General features: G+C 63.6%; 13 protein-coding genes. 7 read left to right on the forward strand and 6 right to left on the reverse strand.

Going from position 1 to position 15,594, the window contains the following annotated elements; all coding sequences use genetic code 11:
* Positions 1 to 2 precede the first annotated feature (2 nt).
* The gene (gene hxlB / locus MEMAR_RS07375; protein ID WP_048063795.1) at positions 3 to 602 is read right to left on the reverse strand and encodes a 6-phospho-3-hexuloisomerase; all 600 of its coding nucleotides are present in this window, start codon (positions 600 to 602) and stop codon (positions 3 to 5) included.
* A 540-nt stretch (positions 603 to 1,142) separates the two neighbouring features.
* Between hxlB and MEMAR_RS07380 the strand changes: the two genes are divergently transcribed.
* The 3 genes from MEMAR_RS07380 to MEMAR_RS07390 are packed head-to-tail and all read left to right on the forward strand — an operon-like array spanning position 1,143 to position 5,676.
* On the forward strand, positions 1,143 to 3,761 hold the full coding sequence (locus tag MEMAR_RS07380; protein WP_011844348.1) for an ATP-dependent helicase: 2,619 nt from the start codon (positions 1,143 to 1,145) through the stop codon (positions 3,759 to 3,761).
* The gene (locus MEMAR_RS07385; protein ID WP_011844349.1) at positions 3,758 to 4,474 is read left to right on the forward strand and encodes a metallophosphoesterase; all 717 of its coding nucleotides are present in this window, start codon (positions 3,758 to 3,760) and stop codon (positions 4,472 to 4,474) included. The genes MEMAR_RS07380 and MEMAR_RS07385 overlap by 4 nt, the downstream gene beginning before the upstream one ends.
* Positions 4,475 to 4,521: 47 nt before the next feature.
* Positions 4,522 to 5,676: a PQQ-dependent sugar dehydrogenase gene (locus MEMAR_RS07390; protein ID WP_011844350.1), complete on the forward strand. Its 1,155-nt coding sequence runs from the start codon at positions 4,522 to 4,524 to the stop codon at positions 5,674 to 5,676.
* Here MEMAR_RS07390 and MEMAR_RS07395 read toward each other — a convergent pair.
* The 5 genes from MEMAR_RS07395 to MEMAR_RS07415 form a co-directional block, all read right to left on the reverse strand.
* Positions 5,657 to 6,256, reverse strand: a complete 600-nt coding sequence (locus MEMAR_RS07395) for a DUF2179 domain-containing protein (protein WP_011844351.1) — start codon at positions 6,254 to 6,256, stop codon at positions 5,657 to 5,659. The two genes, MEMAR_RS07390 and MEMAR_RS07395, sit on opposite strands and share 20 nt — an antisense overlap.
* A gap of 552 nt (positions 6,257 to 6,808) precedes the next feature.
* Entirely contained in the window at positions 6,809 to 7,456 is a 648-nt protein-coding gene (locus MEMAR_RS07400; RefSeq protein ID WP_011844352.1) for an ArsR/SmtB family transcription factor, read from the reverse strand.
* The gene (alaS, locus tag MEMAR_RS07405; protein WP_011844353.1) at positions 7,446 to 10,193 is read right to left on the reverse strand and encodes an alanine--tRNA ligase; all 2,748 of its coding nucleotides are present in this window, start codon (positions 10,191 to 10,193) and stop codon (positions 7,446 to 7,448) included. The genes MEMAR_RS07400 and alaS overlap by 11 nt, the downstream gene beginning before the upstream one ends.
* Positions 10,194 to 10,254: 61 nt before the next feature.
* Positions 10,255 to 10,572, reverse strand: a complete 318-nt coding sequence (locus MEMAR_RS07410; protein ID WP_011844354.1) for an SWIM zinc finger family protein — start codon at positions 10,570 to 10,572, stop codon at positions 10,255 to 10,257.
* Positions 10,569 to 11,279 (reverse strand): Nif3-like dinuclear metal center hexameric protein, encoded by a 711-nt coding sequence (locus tag MEMAR_RS07415; protein ID WP_011844355.1) that lies wholly within the window; start codon positions 11,277 to 11,279, stop codon positions 10,569 to 10,571. The genes MEMAR_RS07410 and MEMAR_RS07415 overlap by 4 nt, the downstream gene beginning before the upstream one ends.
* 237 nt (positions 11,280 to 11,516) lie before the next feature.
* Between MEMAR_RS07415 and MEMAR_RS07420 the strand changes: the two genes are divergently transcribed.
* From MEMAR_RS07420 to MEMAR_RS07435, 4 genes are all read left to right on the forward strand, one after another.
* Positions 11,517 to 12,815 (forward strand): PEGA domain-containing protein, encoded by a 1,299-nt coding sequence (locus MEMAR_RS07420; protein ID WP_011844356.1) that lies wholly within the window; start codon positions 11,517 to 11,519, stop codon positions 12,813 to 12,815.
* Positions 12,816 to 12,961: 146 nt separating this feature from the next.
* On the forward strand, positions 12,962 to 14,470 hold the full coding sequence (locus MEMAR_RS07425) for a homocysteine biosynthesis protein (RefSeq protein WP_011844357.1): 1,509 nt from the start codon (positions 12,962 to 12,964) through the stop codon (positions 14,468 to 14,470).
* Complete coding sequence (locus tag MEMAR_RS07430) at positions 14,467 to 14,865, forward strand: 4Fe-4S binding protein (protein ID WP_011844358.1); 399 nt, start codon at positions 14,467 to 14,469, stop codon at positions 14,863 to 14,865. The genes MEMAR_RS07425 and MEMAR_RS07430 overlap by 4 nt, the downstream gene beginning before the upstream one ends.
* Positions 14,862 to 15,593 carry a UPF0280 family protein gene (locus MEMAR_RS07435; protein WP_011844359.1) on the forward strand — a complete coding sequence of 244 codons (732 nt, stop codon included), beginning with the start codon at positions 14,862 to 14,864 and terminating at the stop codon, positions 15,591 to 15,593. Before MEMAR_RS07430 ends, MEMAR_RS07435 begins: the two co-directional genes overlap by 4 nt.
* Position 15,594: the final 1 nt, after the last annotated feature.

The raw sequence follows: 15,594 nt of genomic DNA on the forward strand, positions 1-15,594 counted from the left end.
TCTCACTCAATGTTTGCGTGGCGGCACTGGAGGTCTTCGGGCCGGCACTGGGTGATCTCCATCAGCCGGGATATGATCGCGTCCGCAAAGACCATCGCGGTCGTCTCGAAGATGGTGCCGAGCGGTGCGAACGATTTGTGCTCGCCCATCATCTGCCGGATCTCGAACTCCGCAGACTCGTCGGCCACCTTATCCCGCTGGCTCTCGATGATGACGATACAGTCGGCGATGCGGCCGATCCTCGAGTCTTTCTTCGAGGTGATGAGGCAGATCCTCCCGCCGATCTCTTTTGCGGTCTCGGAGATATCCGCAACCGTCTTGGTCGCGCCGGACCCGGAGAAGACGATAATGACGTCTCCCGGCTTCATGGCCGGGGTCACGGTCTCTCCGACGACGAATGCGGAAAGCCCGAGGTGCATCAGGCGCATGGCAAACGATTTCGCTACGAGCCCGGAGCGCCCGGCGCCCATGGTGTAGATACGGTTCGCGTTCAGGATCTCGGCGAGGAGCGTATCGATCTCGTCGTCGGACATCACGTCCGCGATCGTCCGGATCTTGGTCGCCATCAACCGCATCATGTTCTTAACCGGGTGATTTGTCATCGTAGTTCCGCTGTTAGGTTTTACCAGATCATACATTAGAATATCCCAGACGCTCCGGGACGGGGGTGGCCGCCCTCTTCCCCCCGGGTTTGCCGGGACCCGGCACAGGAGGGGACGATGATTACCGAAAATGGGGACTACAACCATTATCCCGCAGAGAGGGGATCGCGGTTTTCACCCGGCCGCCCGGCGGATTAGATATCGGCGAAATAGGGCAATAAATCAAATATGGGCGCAATAAATCCGCAATATATCATCCATCCACCACGGCAGATCGCTTCTGGAGATGCAAAAGGCTATTTTGGATGATCGCAAAATACATACAAAATTCGGCGCGACGCTCCGGCCGCAACAGGGGCATTATGGCTGTCAGAAATCATTTCTGCAGCACCATATTCCAAATTAGACGCATCATAGCGCAGATGTCGGTAAATTCTCCCAGACAAGGAGCGGATCAGGGATTACGCGGGCCTGCCGTTCCCCGCATCGTTATGCGGGAGGGCGCACGGCGGGACCCCGGGGACAACAAGAGGTAACAGGATGGAGAAGCGGCCGGAAAGGCATTCGAACGAGGAGATCCTCGGTCTCCTCGACGAGAACGTACGGGAATGGTGCATACGAAGACTGGACGGGCGGCTCACCCCGCCGCAACGGATGGCGGTCCCGCTCATCCACGAGAGAAAGAACGTCCTCATCTGTTCGCCGACCGGATCGGGAAAGACGCTCTCGGCGTTTCTTGCAATCATCGACGACCTCTTCGTCCGGGCACGGGCGGGAGCGCTCGAAGACAGCGTCTACTGCCTTTATGTCTCGCCGCTCAAGTCGCTTGCAAACGACATCCACAAGAACCTCAGCCAGCCGCTCGACGGAATCGCCGGGATCGCCCGCGAGCGGGGGATCGATCACACGCCGCTCCGACACGCGATCCGGCACGGGGACGTCTCGCGGGCGGATAAGACGAAGATGGCGCGAAAACCCCCACACATCCTCAACATCACCCCAGAGACCCTCGGGATCCTCTTAAACTCCCCGAAGTTCCGCGAGAGCCTCCGGACGGTCCGGTGGGTCGTCGTCGACGAGATCCACTCCCTCGCGGGCTCGAAGCGCGGCGTCCACCTCTCGGTGAGCCTCGAGCGGCTCGAGGAACTGGTGAAGGAGAACGACGGCGGCTTCACCCGGATCGGGTGCTCGGCGACGATCGAGCCTCTCGCCGAGGTCGGCCGGTTCCTGGTCGGCGCCGGGCGCGAGGTGGAGATCGTCGATACCCGGTTCGCGCGGGAGTTCGACCTACAGCTCCTCTGCCCGGTCCCCGATCTCATCGAAACCACCCCCGAAGACCTCGCGCGGCACCTTTACGTGACCATCCACCGTCTCGTCCAGGAGCACAGCAACACGCTCGTCTTCACGAACACCCGGAACGGCGCCGAACGGATCCTCTACAACCTCCGCGCCCGTTACCCCGAATGGTATACGGAGGAGAACACGGGCTGCCACCACGGCTCGATGGGGACGGACGGGAGGCTCTCCGTCGAAGAGCGGCTCAAGTCCGGGAGGGTGAAGGTGGTGACGACCTCGACGTCGCTCGAACTCGGGGTCGACATGCCTCACGTCGATCTCGTCCTCCAGGTGGGGTCGCCGAAGTCCGTCGCGGCGCTCCTCCAGCGGGTCGGGCGGGCCGGCCACCGCCTCGGTGAGGTGGTGAAGGGACGGATCGTCGTCCTCGACCGCGACGAACTCGTGGAGTGCGCGGTGATGCTCCGGGAGGGGCAGAACGGGTTCGTGGACCGGATCCACATCCCGGAGAACTGTCTCGACGTTCTCGCGCAGCATGTCTTCGGGATGGCGCTCGATGGGGAGACGCGGATCCAGGGGATGCTCGAGGTGGTCCGCCGGTCGTACTGCTACCGGGACCTCGAGGAGGAGGACCTGATGAGCGTCGTCCGCTACCTCGCCGGGGAGTACGCGGGACTCGAGGAGCGCCGGATCTACGCGAAGATCTGGCACGACGAGGAGGAAGGGACGGTTCGAAAGCGGGGGCGGAACGCCCGGATGATCTACTTCCAGAACTCCGGGACGATCCCGGACGAGTTCTCCTGCGACGTTCTCACCCGGGACGGGGTCTTTGCCGGCAACCTGGACGAGAAGTACCTCGAGCGGATGAACAAGGGCGACGTCTTCGTCCTCGGCGGGCGGCGCTACCGGTTCGCCTACCGCCGGGGCGGGAAACTCTACGTCGACCCGACGACCGACCGGCCGACGATCCCGAGCTGGTTCTCCGAAAAACTCCCGCTCTCGTTCGACCTCGGTCTGCACGTCCTCCGGTTCAAGGAGATGATGCTTCGCGCGATGGAGACGGCGGTAACGGAAGAGATCGTCGTGAACCTCCTCGCCGATTATCCCATCGACGAGAACAGCGCACGGAGCATCTGCGCGATCTTCGAGCAGCAGGTGCTCTATATGGGCGACGAAGCCGTCCCGACGTTGAAGCGGATCGTCGTCGAGGAGCAAGTCGACCGGGAGAACCATCGCCGGCTCTACTACTTCATGACCAACTACGGGTTGCGGTTCAACGACGGGTTCTCCCGGATCGTCGCCTTCACGATCGCCCGGGACGTGACGACGAACGTCTCGGTCGGGATCAGCGATACCGGGTTTCTGGTCTCGATCCCGCTCGAGAAGCAGGCCGACCCCGCACGCATCCTCCGGGGTATCCGGGCCGACGAGTGCAACGAGATCCTCAAGGAGGCCGTCGGGGATACCCAGCTCCTGAAGAGAGTCTTCCGGATCAACGCCGCACGGTCGTTCATGATCCTCCGTAACTACATGGGCAGGCGGAGAAGCGCCCGGCGCCAGCAGGTGAGCGCCGATATGCTGATCTCGTTTGCCAAACGGCTCGACGGCTTCGCCGTGATGCGGGAGACCTACCGGGAGGTGATCGATGACCGGTTCGAGGCGGAGAACATCCGGCGGATCGTCGACGGGATCGGTGCCGGTGAGATCGAGGTCGTCCTGACCCGCGCCGCGTCCCCGAGCCCGCTCGCGTTCGGGATCGCGACGCTCGGCGTCTCCGACGCGGTCTACGCGCAGGACAAACTCTCGATGCTCCGCGAGTTCCAGCGCCGGGTGATGAGCAGCATCGACGGCGAGGCGGCGGCATGAACGCGGTCACGGAGGCCGATCTCCTCTCCCGGTTCGGCTTCTATAAGGGCGCGCTCTACGTCAGGGAGCAGTCTCTCTGCGTTGTCTCCGACGTCCATATCGGACTTTCCGAGGCGCTCTACCGGCAGGGGCTTCACTTCCCGCTCCACGAGGAGGAGACGCTCCTCGAACGGTTCGAGGCTATCCTCAGCCGGTTCAAGCCTGAGATCTTCGTCCTCGACGGGGACATCTTCCACGCCTTCGACCGGGTGAGCCGGGACGTAAAGGAGTCGTTTGAGACGATCCTCGCGACGCTCAAGGCCGGGTGCGAGGTCGTCCTCGTCCGGGGATCGCACGACGTCATGCTGCCGGCAATCAAAGGAGGGACGGTCGAGCGCTACGACCGCGGCGGCTACACGGTGGTTCATGGCGATCAGGCGGTCGACGACCACGGGACGCTCGTCATCGGCCACGATCACCCGGCGATCGAGATCGATATGGCCCGGTTCCCCTGCTTCCTCTACGGGGAGGGCGTGGTGCGCGGGAACGACATCATCGTATTGCCGGCCTTCAACCCGCTCTCCCCGGGGGTCATGATCAACTACGCAAAGAGCCGGGACTTCCTCTCCCCCATCCTCCGCCGCGTGGACGCAGGAAGCCTGCAGCCGGTGGTGGAGGTCGACGGCGAGGCGGTCGTCCTCCCGCCGCTCGCCGGCATCCGGCGGTTTGCGTGAGTAAACCCTATATACCCTCCCCGCCACCCGGAGTCCGGAGATGACTTGTGTCACGCCGGACCGTTATCATCCTTGCCGCCGTTGCGGTGATTGCCCTTCTCGGCATCGCCGTGGCCGTCGTGATGCCGCCGGGCGGCACCACGGGCACCCTGCCGCTCGACACGATCACCCTTCCCGCGGGGTTTGCGATCGACGTCTACGCCGGAAACGTTACCGGGGCGCGGTCGATGACCCTCTCGCCGAACGGGACGCTCTTTGTCGGGAGCCGCGGCCCGGGAAACGTCTACGCCATCCCCGACCGCGACGGCGACGGGAGAGGCGATGAGGTGATCACGATCGCAAGCGGTCTCGACTCCCCGAACGGCGTCGCGTTCCGTAACGGCTCCCTCTACGTCGCCGAGATCAGCCGCATCCTCCGCTACGACGGGATCGAGGCGAACCTCGATAACCCGCCGGAGCCGGCGGTGGTGAGCGACGCCTTCCCGGACGACGCATCGCACGGGTGGAAGTTCATCGCGTTCGGCCCCGACGGGAACCTCTACATCCCCGTGGGCGCCCCCTGCAACGTCTGCGACCCCGAAGACGAGCGGTTCGGCACCATCTTCCGGATGAGCCCGGACGGAACCGATCTTGAGATCTATGCCCGGGGCATCCGGAACACCGTGGGGTTCGACTGGCACCCCGGGACCGGGGATCTCTGGTTCACCGACAACGGCCGCGACTGGCTCGGCGACGACATCCCGCCGGACGAACTCAACCGGGCGCCGGAGAGCGGGATGCACTTCGGGTTCCCCTACTGTCACGGCGCGGCGATCCCCGACCCGGAGTTCGGGGAGGAGCAGCCGTGCAGTGAATTCACGCCGCCCGAGCAGGAACTCGGCCCGCACGTCGCCGCGCTCGGGATGCGGTTCTATGACGGCGAGCAGTTCCCGGAAGACTACCGGGAGAGGATCTTCATCGCCGAGCACGGCTCCTGGAACCGGGCGGAGCCGATCGGCTACCGGGTGACGATGGTCGAACTCGAGAACAACACGCCCGTCTCCTATGAGGTCTTCGCGGAGGGGTGGCTCCAGGGAGGTGACGCCTGGGGGAGGCCGGTGGACGTCGAGGTCGCGAACGACGGCTCAATCCTGGTCTCGGACGACCGGGCAAACGCCGTCTACCGGATAACCTACGGAGAGGTCACTTCCCCCGCCGGATGACCCTCCCGAAGGAGAACGGTGTCGGGCCCGGCACGGTGACCGGGAACGTCCCCTCCGCCGCCCGCCGGATGTCCTCGACCGAGTAGAACGCCTTGGGGTTGAACTCGTGGATGGCGTCTTCGACGTCGCGCATGTTTTTGCGCTTGACCACCGAGAAGATGACCTTGCCCGGCCCCTGTTTTCCATGGGCGTCGAGGACGGTCACCCCGTAGCCTGCGGCGCGGAGGTAGTCGATGAGGTTCGTCGCGTCGCGCTGGGTGATGATCCGGATGAGCGCGAGCCCCATCGCCAGCCGTTCCTCGACGAGCATCCCGATGTAGTTTCCCGTGGCGAACCCGGCCGCGTAGGCGAAGTAGTTGAGAGGGTTCGTGAGGTTCTGAAAGATCTGGCCGACGGCGACGATCCAGATGAAGATCTCGAAGAATCCAAGGAGCGGCGCGATCACCTTCATCCCGCGGGAGACGAAGATGATCCGCATCGTCCCGATGGTGACGTCGCAGATACGCGCGAGAAAGATGAAGACCGGGACGACGACCAGAGAGAAGAACTCCGGGTCGATATCCGGGACGACGCCGAGCATGGATCATGGTTGACGAGCAGGTGATATATTATTATCCATACTCAAATATATGTCGGACGAAAAAAATCTCATAAAAGCGATCTTTTAGGATATTCGGCGGAATAACCCGGAAAACAGGGAACTGTGGTACGCAGATCGCACGCAAGGCCGCGGTATCCGGATCTTCGCCCGTTTCCAAAAAGAATTCCCGCGCCCGGGGTGAGCCGGAAGCGGCCGGAGACCGGCCCGCCATCCGTACGGGCGCATGTGCATCACGAGATCGTCTCTAACCGAATTCCAACCGCGTTTATGGACGTTTTCAACCAGCAGCCCGGGCTATGGCCGGAATCACCATGAGATAGCCTTATGGTATTAGGGCCCAATCAGGCACAGTGTGGTGATATACCATGTCGAAATGCTACAGTTGCGGAGCGGAGATCAACCCGAAGAAGACGCGTTGTCCCAAGTGCGGAGCAAAAGTCGAAGCCGGGACTGGAAAACAACCGGAGGCCGGAGTTGCAAGGGGGCGGCGATAAAGACTCTCCAAACCCCCTCATCGGACCTTTTTTTATATCATTCCTGTTCTTCTTCCACCCGGTAGCGCGGGGATGTGCGCCACCAGTAGTAGACCTCGTAGGCCAGCAGCGCGAGCAGCACCGCGCAGGCACCGAAGAAGAAACTCATCACCAGGTCGTGGACGGGCAGCGTCCCGGCGGCATCCACGGCAGGGACGGGAGACTGGAGCGTCGAGACGTCCTCCCCGGTGCCGCCGGCGTATTTATCCCCGTTCTCGGTCATCGACCTTGAGACGGGAGTATAGCCGCCGAACGGCAGCACCGCAGGGAGGATCGACCAGAGCCCGAGGCTTGCGAGGGCGACGATTCCAAAGAGCGTTGCGTACTTCTGCAGCACCGACCGGAGATCGCTTGCCGGCGACGCGATGATGAGGACCTGGTTCGCAAGGCCGTAGACCTTCACCTCGCGTCCCTTCTCGCTCCATCGGGTCTCCATAACCTCGAGAAGCCCGGCGTCGAGAAGGTTCTCGATGTGGTAAGAAGCGGTGGTGATGGGGATCTTCATTCGCCGGGCGACCTCCGACGACGTCAGCGGCCCACCGCCGAAGGCCTGGATGATCGCGTTTGCCGTCTGGCTCGCCATCGCCCGGGCGATTCTCTGTGCCTTTTCATCGCCCGGCTGGATAACTACAACATCATTCGCCATGGAGTGCTTCGATAATTCTGTTGCGCCCGTATTCGAGCGCCTCTTCGAGACGGGAGGCGTCCGGACCCGCGCCCTGCGCAAGGTTCGGCTTGCCGCCCCCCTTCCCGCCGAGGATGCCGCAGACCTCCCGCACGATATCGACGGCGTTCACCGTCGGGGCGCCCGACGTCGCCACCACCTTCACGGTGCCGTCACTTGAGGCAAAGAGCGCCACGCCGCCCTCGTCGGCGACGGTCGTGGCGAGTGCGACGAGTTCCTTATGGGTCGCATCGAGCGTTCTGACGACGACCCTGACCCCGTCCACAACCTCGCCGTCGAGATTCTGCATCTCGAGGTCCACCACTTTCTTTTGGAGACGTTCAATCTCCTTCTTCTGTTCCTTCCATTCCGAGAAGAATCTTGCTACCGTCGCCGGCAGGTTCTCGGGCTGGACGCTCACCATGTCGGCGGACTCCTGGAGGAGGTCGCCCAGGTGCTGCACGGCATGCACGGCGGCGATACCGGCCGCAAAGACCAGCCGCTCGACGCCGTCCTGGATATGCTCGACGCCGAGGACCCGGATCGGCCCGATCTCACCGGTCGTGCGGACGTGCGTTCCGGCACACGCCTGCACGTCGGCGCCGACCTGCACCGTCCTGATCTCCCGGCCCGGCGGGACGCCGCCCTGGTAGAGGCCGAACCCGTACTTCTGTTCGGCCTTCGTCCGCTCCTCGACGTGGATGTAGACCGGCGTATCGGCCATGACCAGCCGGTTCGCCTCGAGCTCGATCCTCCTGAGTTCATCGGGCGTGATATGTCTGTAGTGCCGGATGTCCAGGCGGGAAACCTCGCTTCCCTTCTGGGCGCCCGCCTGGTGCACGTGGACGCCGAGCACCTGCTGGGCGGCATGCAGGAGAACGTGGGTCGCCGTGTGGTGGCGCATCAGCGACCACCGGCGTTCCTCGTCCACCATGCCCTTCACCCGGTCGCCGCGCATCAGGGGGCCGCCCGTGACCCGGTGGAGGATCACCTCGCCGAGTTTCACGACCTCCTCCACCCGCACCATGCTCTCGGATGTCACCAGGGTGCCGGTATCGGACGGCTGGCCGCCGCCCTCGGGGTAGAAGAGCGTCTGGTCCAGCACCGCCATCCCGTCGAAGTAATCCAGCACCATCGCCTCGAACTCGACCTCGTTCGGGAGTTCGTAGTAGAGTTTCTTCGTCGGGGGGAGGGAAACCGCACGCTCGCGGTAGGCGTCGAGCGGGTCTTCTCCCCTCGCCTCCTTCTGCGCCTCCGAGTGCGTCTCGGCGATCAGCGAGTAGAAGTTGTCGGGGATCTCCACGACGGCGCCCTCGGCGGCAGCGACCTCCTTCACCATCTCGGGCGGGATGCCGTGCGAGTCGTAGAGGGTGATGACCTCCTCGAGGGGAACCCGGGAACTCTTTGCCCTGTAGTTCCGGGCGATCTTCTGGACGATCCGGGCCCCGCGCTCGAGAGTGCTTGCGTACCGCGCCTCCTCGTTCTCCACGATCTCCCGGACCGCGTCCACGTCCTGCTCGAAGTTCTCGGCGCCCACGACCTGCATCTGTGCTTCGATCAGGTCCGTGAGGGCGTCGTCCATCGAGAGGTCGTTCATCATCCGGAGCGTCCGACGAAGCACGAGCCGGGCGAGGTAGCCCTCCCGGACATTCGAGGGGACGATGCAGTCCCCGAGCATGTAGGCGAGGCAGCGGGTGTGGTCGGCGATCGAGTAGACCTTCTCGATCGGAACGACGATCCGTTCGAGCCGTTCGACAGGTACGTCGATCGCCTCGGCGACCTTCCTCCGGAGGTTGTAGAGGTTCGTCCCGGAGATGTCCATAACCCCGGCGAACCGGGCGCTGAGCCCCATGATCTTCGTGAACTCCGGGTTGTCGAGGAGGTCCTCGAGACGGGCCGACCGCATCAGGCGGCTCACCATCTCCGGGAAGACCGCATCGTAGATCGTCGGCGAACCCTTCGAGGCCCAGACGAGCCGCTCAAGGCCGTAGCCGGTGTCCACGATGTTCAGCCGCATCGGGTAGTAGGGCACCCCGTTCACGTCGACGGGCGGCTGATCGGTCTTCTGCCGCCCGAGGTTCATGAAGACCAGCGTCGCGACCTCGAGACCGCCGATGAGCACCTCGACGGACGCTCCGGCGTTCCCGCCGCCGTACCACGGGTGCTCCTTGTAGCTGACACGGGCGGGATCGCCGCCGATGGACTTGATGAACTCGTCACAGAGGGCGACCGTCTGGTCCTTCCAGTAGATCTGCTCCTCCGGGGTGTTGAAGGCGTGGTGCGCCATCATCTCAAAGAGCGTCAGGTGGCGCCCGGATCTCCCTACCGAGTCGAGGTCGTTTAACCGGATGCAGGGCTGGGAGATGGTCAGCGGGTTCGCCGGCGGGGGAACGACCCCGCTCGTGACGAACGGCTGAAAATCGGCGATGGACGCGATGGTGAGGTAGATATCGTCTCTCCACCGGGCGGCTACGGGATATCGTTCGAGGCGTGTATGACCGTGCCGCTCGAAGAACGAGAGGAACGCCTCCCGCATCTCGCTGACGTTATGAGGTTTGAAGACCGGGTTGCCGATGAAGTTATACGTTACACACGGAGCGTCGCCGCAGAACTCTTGTTCGGGGTCCCGGGTCCAGAAGGCCGCCCCGCAACTCTTGCAGACCTTCCGCTCAAACCCTTCGGACCTGAAATAATCGAGCGTATATTCTTCCTCGAGCATTGAAAATCACGCAGCATAATTTGGTATGATTGTGACCGATATAGTTGTTTGTGCAGAGTGTTTAAGTTTTCCAGGTGTCCTGATACCAGAGATCGTAGGATTCATATAACCCCGTCCGCTCGGCGATGCGCACCGCAAGGATGTGCCAGCATTCGCGCCCCCGGAAGAGAAAGTCGCTGCAGGTGCAGAAGTCCCCTTCGACGATATACTCGCTGCTCCGGCCCACCACAACGAAGAAGTCGAGGTACCGCTTCACCTGCCCCGCATCGACGGCTTCGAGCGCCTTTTTCCCTCGCTCGCCGTAGACACGCTCGATACAGGCGCGGAACTCCGGCGTCAGCACCCGGTCGCGCTCCATCTTCTGCCAGATACCCCTCATGGAACTACCACTACGTGTGGCGGATCAGGGATATAATCCCACCCCATGCGGGATGCGAGAGCCTCCATGGCCGGGGCCTCGAGTGCGTAGTGAGTGGACTCCAGGCAGGGGATGGGCGATGCACGGGCAACGCTGTGCTTCAATTCCGCCGAGAGGAACGCTTCCGCCCCGAGACCGGCGGCCTCCAGGATCAGGTCGGGGTCGAACCCGCTCCCCCCCACGACGGCGAGGCGCCGGATCGTCCCTACCTCGCCGTAAACCCGGATCCCTCCGCCCGGGAGCCGGCGGGCGATCTCTTCCGCGTCGAGGGAGCAGTCGCCGACGAGGCCGGCGGCCATCCGCTCCACTCCGGTGAAACCGAGCCGGGCCGCGAGGACGTCGTTGACGCCGCCCTCGGCATGGTCGAAGTTCGTGTGCATGACGTAGAGGTTCATCTCGGCGGCAAGGAGCGTCCGGAGCAGGCGCGACGTCGCCCCCCGGACCGTCGTGACCGGGCTCCAGAGCGGGGTATGGTGGACGACCAGCATATCCGCGCCGGCACGAGCGGCGGCATCCACCACCTTCTGCGTGGCATCGAGCGCACAGCAGACGGTTCCGATCTCTTCTCTTCCCTCGACGACGAGACCGATCCTCCCTGCATCGTACTCCTCGGCCAGTTCGGGCGGAGCGACCTGCTCCAGTGCGGCGATGAACCTCTCGATATCCATACACTACCCCGTATGGATCTCACGGGATAAAAGGGTGAACGAGGACGTCACCGAGCCGCCACCCCCTGCCCCCGGCTCCTCCCGTCGAATAAATTTTCATGTTCCGGGAGATTATATTCAAATTTTGAGAGCAAATCTGCGATTATCTTATAAAGGCGGCGAATCAGGACTGGATCGAATAGAAATAATTATCTCTAAAAAAACCGAGACACGATCATCGTCTTTCGGAGACAGAACATGATGAGATCCCTTATCATTGGAATAACGCTCCTCGTTCTCTGCGCCGGCATCACCGCCGTATCTGCACTGGGAGGAGATGAAGGATGGTACCGCGTTCACTGCAACGTGGACGGTGCCGACGTCTACTTTGACGGACAGTACAAAGGAACCACCTACGGAGGGGCGCTCGACGTCCCGGTCTACACCACCGGGTCGCCCTACAACACCTTCCGGGTAGAGAAGAGCGGCTATCAGTCCTACACCGGCAGCCTGCCCTCGGACCCTGCAGCCGGCGAGACCGTGGACGTCTACGCGACGCTGCAGCCGGTCGAGACTGCCGGTTCGATCCATGTCACCTCGAGCCCCTCGGGTTCGGCCGTTTACTTAAACGGGAACTACCGGGGTACTGCACCGCTCACGATCCAGAACCTCGTCCCCGGCACCTACTCGCTTGAGGCCGATCACACGGGCTACCAGTCCGATTACGCCACCGTCACGGTCAGGGCAGGGCAGCAGTCGAACGTCCAGTTCACCCTGACCCCGATCGAGCAGTACGGCTCGATCAAGGTCACCTCCAGCCCCTCCGGCGCGTACGTCTACATGGACGGAACCTACAAGGGCCGGACGCCCCTGACGCTCACGAGCGTCTCGGCAAAGAAACATAACATCGAACTCGATCTCTCCGACTACTACGACTGGAAGTCGAGCGTGACCGTGAGCCCCGGCGTGACCAGTTACGTCAACGCCCACCTGACGTCCGTCCCCTCCGAGACCACCGGCGCCATCGACGTGGTCTCCTACCCGGCAGGTGCGGACGTCTTCCTCGACGACAAGTACCAGGGCAAGACTCCCGCGGCAGGAGTGTATGCGATCTCGAACGTCCCGGTCGGCTCCCACACGGTGAGAGTTGCCCTCTCCGGCTACCTGGACTACACGACGTCGGTCATCGTCAGCGGGGCGACCACGAGCCATGTCACCGCGACGCTCCAGCCCGGCCAGCAGCCGACCTCGACGGGCTCGATCTCGGTCACCTCCTCCCCGTCGGGGGCCGAGGTCTACATCGACAATGCCTATAAGGGCATCACCCCGCTGACCGTCGACGGCGTTGCCACCGGCACCCACGCGGTCAGGGTGGCGCTTGCAGGCTATGGCGACTGGTCGACCACCGTTCAGGTCGGTGCCGGAAGCACCGCCTCGGCCTCGGCCTCGCTCTCGCCCGTGCCGACCCAGGCTCCCCACGCGGGCGTGGCGCCCTTTGCCGCGATAGGCGCGCTCGGCGTCCTCGGGCTCCTCGTCGCGCTGCGCAGGCGGGACTGAAACACAAAAAACCCCAATCTTTTTTGAGAAGCGTAAATCTCCCGGATGTTATCGATTGACCGTTGCCGGTAAGGTTCCTACCCGGACCATATATTACCTAAAGTAATAATCAACACCTATAAATATTCCAAAATGAATATACGTTCATGGAAAAGTCCCTCGACCTCATCAATGCCCGGATACGCGACGGTAGTGCACGAGTCGTTACCGCCGAGGAGATGCCGGGCATCGTCGACGAACTGGGAGAGGAAGGGGCACTGGCGGAGGTCGACGTCGTCACGACCGGGACGTTCGGGGCAATGTGCTCTACCGGTGCCTTCTTCAACTTCGGGCACGCCGACCCCCCCATCCGGATGGAGCGCGTCTGGCTCAACGATGTGGAAGCATACGCAGGAATCGCGGCGGTCGACGCCTACCTGGGCGCAACCCAGGAGGCAGAATCCAAAGACAGCCTCTACGGCGGCGCCCACGTCCTCGAGGAACTCGTCGCGGGGGGCACCGTCGAACTGCGGGCGACTTCCCGCGGGACCGACTGCTACCCGCGCCGGAGCATCACCACAGAGCTGCTGCTCGAGGACATGAACCAGGCGGTCATGGTCAACCCGAGAAACGCCTTCCAGCGCTACAACGCAGCCTCGAACGCCGCCGAACGGACACTCAACACCTACATGGGGACGCTCCTCCCGCGGTGCGGCAACGTCTCCTACTCCGGCGCAGGAACCCTCTCGCCGCTCGCAAACGACCCCGGCTTCCGGGTCATCGGGTGCGGCGTCCCGATCTTCCTTGCCGGGGGAGAGGGCATGATCGTCGGAGAAGGCACCCAGCACTCCGCCGGGGGCGGATTCGGGAACCTGATGGTGTCCGGGGACATGAAGCAGATGCGCCAGGAGTTCCTGCGCGCCGCGGTGATGAACGGCTACGGCGTGACGATGTACGTCGGTGTCGGCATCCCGATACCGGTGCTCGATACCGGGATCGTCCGGAGCACCGCGGTGCGGGACGAGGATATCCTGACCGACATAATCGATTTCGGCACGCCGCGGCGTGACCGGCCGTCGCTTGCGAAGGTCAGTTACGCCGACCTCAAGAGCGGATCGGTCGAGATCGGCGGCGAGACCGTCCGGACGTCGTCGCTCTCCAGCTACCGCCGGGCCCGGGCGGTCGCGACGGAACTCAAGGACTGGATCGAGCGGGGGAAGATGGAACTTGCGCTCCCCACCCGCCGGATCGACCCGGCAAAACGCTCAAAGCCCATGCGGGAGACGGCCGTCACCCCCCGCGTCCGCGATATCATGAACCGGCAGGTGATCAGCATCACGGAAGACGAGGAGATCCGGGTGGCGGCAAAGCGGCTCCTCAAAGACGAAACGAACCACCTCCCGGTCCTCGACGGGAACGGCACGCTGGTCGGGATCATCACCACCTACGATGTCTCGAAGGCGGTGGTGACGGACGGGAAACTGCGGCAGGTGAAGGACATCATGACCCGGAACGTGATCAAGACGACGCCCGACGAGCCGGTGGACGTCGCCGCCCGGAAACTGGAGCAGAACAATATCAGCGCCCTTCCCGTGGTCGACGCGACGAACCGGGTGGTCGGCATCCTCTCGGCGATCGACCTCGGGAAACTCTTCGGCGGGAGGCGGCGGCGATGAAACTCCGGCTGGCGTTCTCCCGGAAAGGGAAAACCGATCCGGGAAGAGAACCGGTGATCGCCCGGGTGGTGAAGGAGACCGGCGTCCTCATCAACGTCGAGAAGGCCAACATCGACTCGATGGCCGGCGAGATGCTGATCGACGTCCCGGATAAGGACGCCGACCAGGTCCGGCGGCGCCTCGAGGAGATGGGGGTCACCGTCCGCGTGATGGAGAACGCCGTCGTCCGCGACGAGGAGGAGTGCGTCGACTGCGGGGCGTGCATCGGCGTCTGCCCCCAGGAGGTCTTCTCGTTCGATGCGGAGTGGCGGCTCGTCGTAAGCGCCGAGCGCTGCGTCCTCTGCGGCAAATGCATCCGGGCGTGCCCGCACGGCGCCCTCTCGCAACAGGGATGATCAGGGAGCACTTCGAGTTCCGGCAGACGATCACGACGATCCTCGCAGACGATCGTGGGCATATCGAGGCGGCGAAATCCGGCATGCTGGCCGCCCGGCGGGAGGTCGAGCGGCAGATCGCCGGCGACCCCTATTTTTCGGCAACGCTCGAGCCGTATACTCCAAATAACCCTGCTAACGTCCCGGCCAGCATGGCCCGGGCCGCCGCGGAGGCCGGGGTCGGGCCGATGGCGGCGGTGGCGGGCGCCATAGCCCGGGCGGGGGTGGAGGCGATGGCCGGGGCCGGCGCGGCGTTCGGCCTCGTCGACAACGGCGGGGATATTGCTCTCGTAAGCAACCGCGAAGTGAAGATCGGCATCTATGCGGGCGCATCGCCCCTGAGCGGACGATTCGCGTTCCTGATCCCTCCGGGTGAGGAGATCCTCGGCATCTGCACCTCGTCGGCGACGGTGGGCCCGTCAATCAGTTTCGGCACCGCCGACGCCGTGACGGTCTTCTCCCCCGACGTCGCCGCCGCGGACGCCTGGGCGACGGCGATCTGCAACCGGATCACGGCGGACGACACCTCCGTCCTCGATGATCTCCCAAAGACCGGTGTCTTAGGCGTGCTTGCCGTCATCGGCGACGCGGTCGTCCGATGGGGGGATCTCCCGCCGATCGTGCGGGCAAGGGTGGACGAGCGGCTGATCACCGCCGGCAGCGACTGGCAGTATTATGGCAGGAGCTGAA

This window comes from Methanoculleus marisnigri JR1, assembly GCF_000015825.1.
Lineage (GTDB): Archaea > Halobacteriota > Methanomicrobia > Methanomicrobiales > Methanoculleaceae > Methanoculleus > Methanoculleus marisnigri.